This window comes from Coleofasciculus sp. F4-SAH-05 (assembly GCF_040222985.1).
Classification (GTDB): Bacteria; Cyanobacteriota; Cyanobacteriia; order Cyanobacteriales; family Coleofasciculaceae; genus Coleofasciculus; species Coleofasciculus chthonoplastes.
In genome coordinates, this window is sequence record NZ_JAVKBY010000031.1 from 1 (window position 1) to 2205 (window position 2205).

At 43.5% G+C, this 2205-nt stretch carries 2 protein-coding genes; one reads left to right on the forward strand and one right to left on the reverse strand.

Annotation, left to right across the window (positions count from 1 at the left end):
- Positions 1–137: 137 nt before the first annotated feature.
- Positions 138–1319, reverse strand: coding sequence for an SGNH/GDSL hydrolase family protein (locus tag RIG27_RS03390; protein WP_446342440.1), 1182 nt, complete (start codon positions 1317–1319; stop codon positions 138–140).
- A gap of 506 nt (positions 1320–1825) precedes the next feature.
- Between RIG27_RS03390 and RIG27_RS03395 the strand changes: the two genes are divergently transcribed.
- On the forward strand, positions 1826–2083 hold the full coding sequence (locus tag RIG27_RS03395; RefSeq protein WP_446342442.1) for a hypothetical protein: 258 nt from the start codon (positions 1826–1828) through the stop codon (positions 2081–2083).
- Positions 2084–2205: the final 122 nt, after the last annotated feature.

Here is a 2205-nt window from a genome sequence, read left to right on the forward strand (position 1 = left end):
AGGTCTGTAGGGCGTTTTTGACTGCGCCATCCAGAGTTTTTCTCTGGAACTCTAAGAAGACAAAACTTTCATGACGCGGCTGAAGCCCGTCCCGTAGTATCCTCTTAGAATCCCCCGCGTTTTAACCGGGGGAGAAGTCAATTGCTCTCCTCTTTTGTCGAACAGTTAGCCTGAGATTTCTTGAATTTCTTGTCGATTAACCAACCGAGTCCCAAAAATCCCAATGCAGCGGACGAAACCGGTTCAGGAACCGACTGCGGTTCTGACTCCAGCGCTAAGAGTGCCTCATCAGCGAGTTGTTCATGGGCGACAGTGGTTGGGTGAATACCATCCCAGAACAAATACTCGTCTGGGTGATCACAGACTTCAAAAGCTTGTGTTCTATCTAATTTACCGTCATCTTTTAGGGGTTCGATGCAAGAGTTGGTAACATTGGTGAAACCCTTGACTTCGGGATTGGCGATGGTTTTATTCAACATCGAAAAAGTATCAAACTCTACGATATTGATGTTATTCAATTGGCTCAAATCACCAAGACTTCTGTTTAATAGGGTGTTATGGATTTGAGATAATGTGGTAAGACTCATGGATATATGATCACCCATGCTAAGTGCGCGAGGGGTTTTACCCAAATCTGGCAAGTTCGGGACAAGGAAATTACGCGCTCCTAAATCATAGAGTGTTTGTATCCCTGCGGCTAAATTCCCTACTGTTTCCATCGGGTCAGGGTCGGGTACAAGCTGGTAATCATTAGGACCCCCCCAGATAATATAGAGTGCCTCTTCATCTGCTTGTTGACCTGCTACAGCTAGATCATCTTTAAACCACTCAACCTGAGTCAACATTCCCGGTATCAGTTCACCAAACTCACCCACCCCTTGAGTTCCTGTTTGAGCCGCACCGAAGGCAAAGTTCACGCTGTTGGTCGCCGTCGCACCATTAAAGAAAGGACTAACTTGAGGTTGACCGTTAACGAATGTGATAGGGGAAAGGATATCAGAACTGGGCAGAAATACGGATAATTCCGTAGAGGGTATGAGGTCTATTCCCAAATCCTCTGCCAAGTAATCGCTCCAGACTATATCATTAGAAAAACGTCCGTCCTCATCGTAGGGAGGAACAGTAGGTTCAACGGGTAGTACGTCAATCCCCGGAGGCATCGGTATACTATTAACGGCAGTTGTGGCATTGTAAATGTTACCGGGATCAGAGAGACTATCACCAAAGACGTACATTTTGCTAAATGTAGCCGCTAAAGCCTCTGCGGGCAACATGAAGGAAAAGACAGTAAATCCTAAAGCTACGATTGGTTTTTTCATGATAGGTATTGACAGTTATTACTAATTTGGACAATGAGGGTGTGGCATAGACTCTCGGCAAAATCAGGGGATTGTCTGTAGCTCAATAGGTCTGTCTGCAGAGGATTGCGATAAATCTTTATGGAGTTATAACTAACCCAGCCTACCCACCATTAGGTCTTAGGTTGTTATAGTAGAGAGTGACATCAAAACAAGGTACAAGGGTGATGAACAATAAGAATCACCTAGTCTTAACGGAAATCATGTATCCGTGTTCCGTACAAGTCACAGACTATGAGCAACTTTCTCAAGTCAGCTTTTAATGTTACTCCTTAAAAGCAGACGAAACGGCGATCGTTTAACTAAATGCATAATTATTCACGAACAAACACCCTGCTTAAATTAAGTATACATTACATTATTCTACTTTGGGAGTAAATACAACACATAAAGTTAAGGTTTTATGAAGAAATACAAAGAAAAAGTAAATATAATCGTAATTTCAGTTTTCGTCAACCCCTGATGTGATGACTTTTAAATATCCGGACATAGCCACTCAAGCAATCTCCAGAATTTTATCGGAAAAGCGCTCCCTCTATAATCCAAATGCGGCGCTGTTTGACGTACAAGAACCGATTACCAGTGCGTCGCCAGAGGTACGTCGGATTATAGAGAGAGTGTTGCAAGCCGAAAAAGATAAACTTTATATGAAGACCCCCCGCCATATCAATGATGACATCTTGAGAATTGTCAAGGAAGAAGTGCAGTCAACAACCCACCACTGACCCTACGGGTACAGTGGGGGCTTGAAAGAAAGCCCTAGTTGACCAGTCTAAGTACTTTTGTACTCCGTTTTTTGAGTCAAGACACCTACAAATACGACGCCAGTTTGTTGCTCTGTCATCTA

Excerpts from the sequence above, each read along its gene's own strand:
- RIG27_RS03390 (WP_446342440.1), bottom strand. The coding sequence starts at position 1,319 with ATGAAAAAACCAATCGTAGCTTTAGGATTTACTGTCTTTTCCTTCATG.
- RIG27_RS03395 (WP_446342442.1), top strand. The coding sequence starts at position 1,826 with ATGACTTTTAAATATCCGGACATAGCCACTCAAGCAATCTCCAGAATT.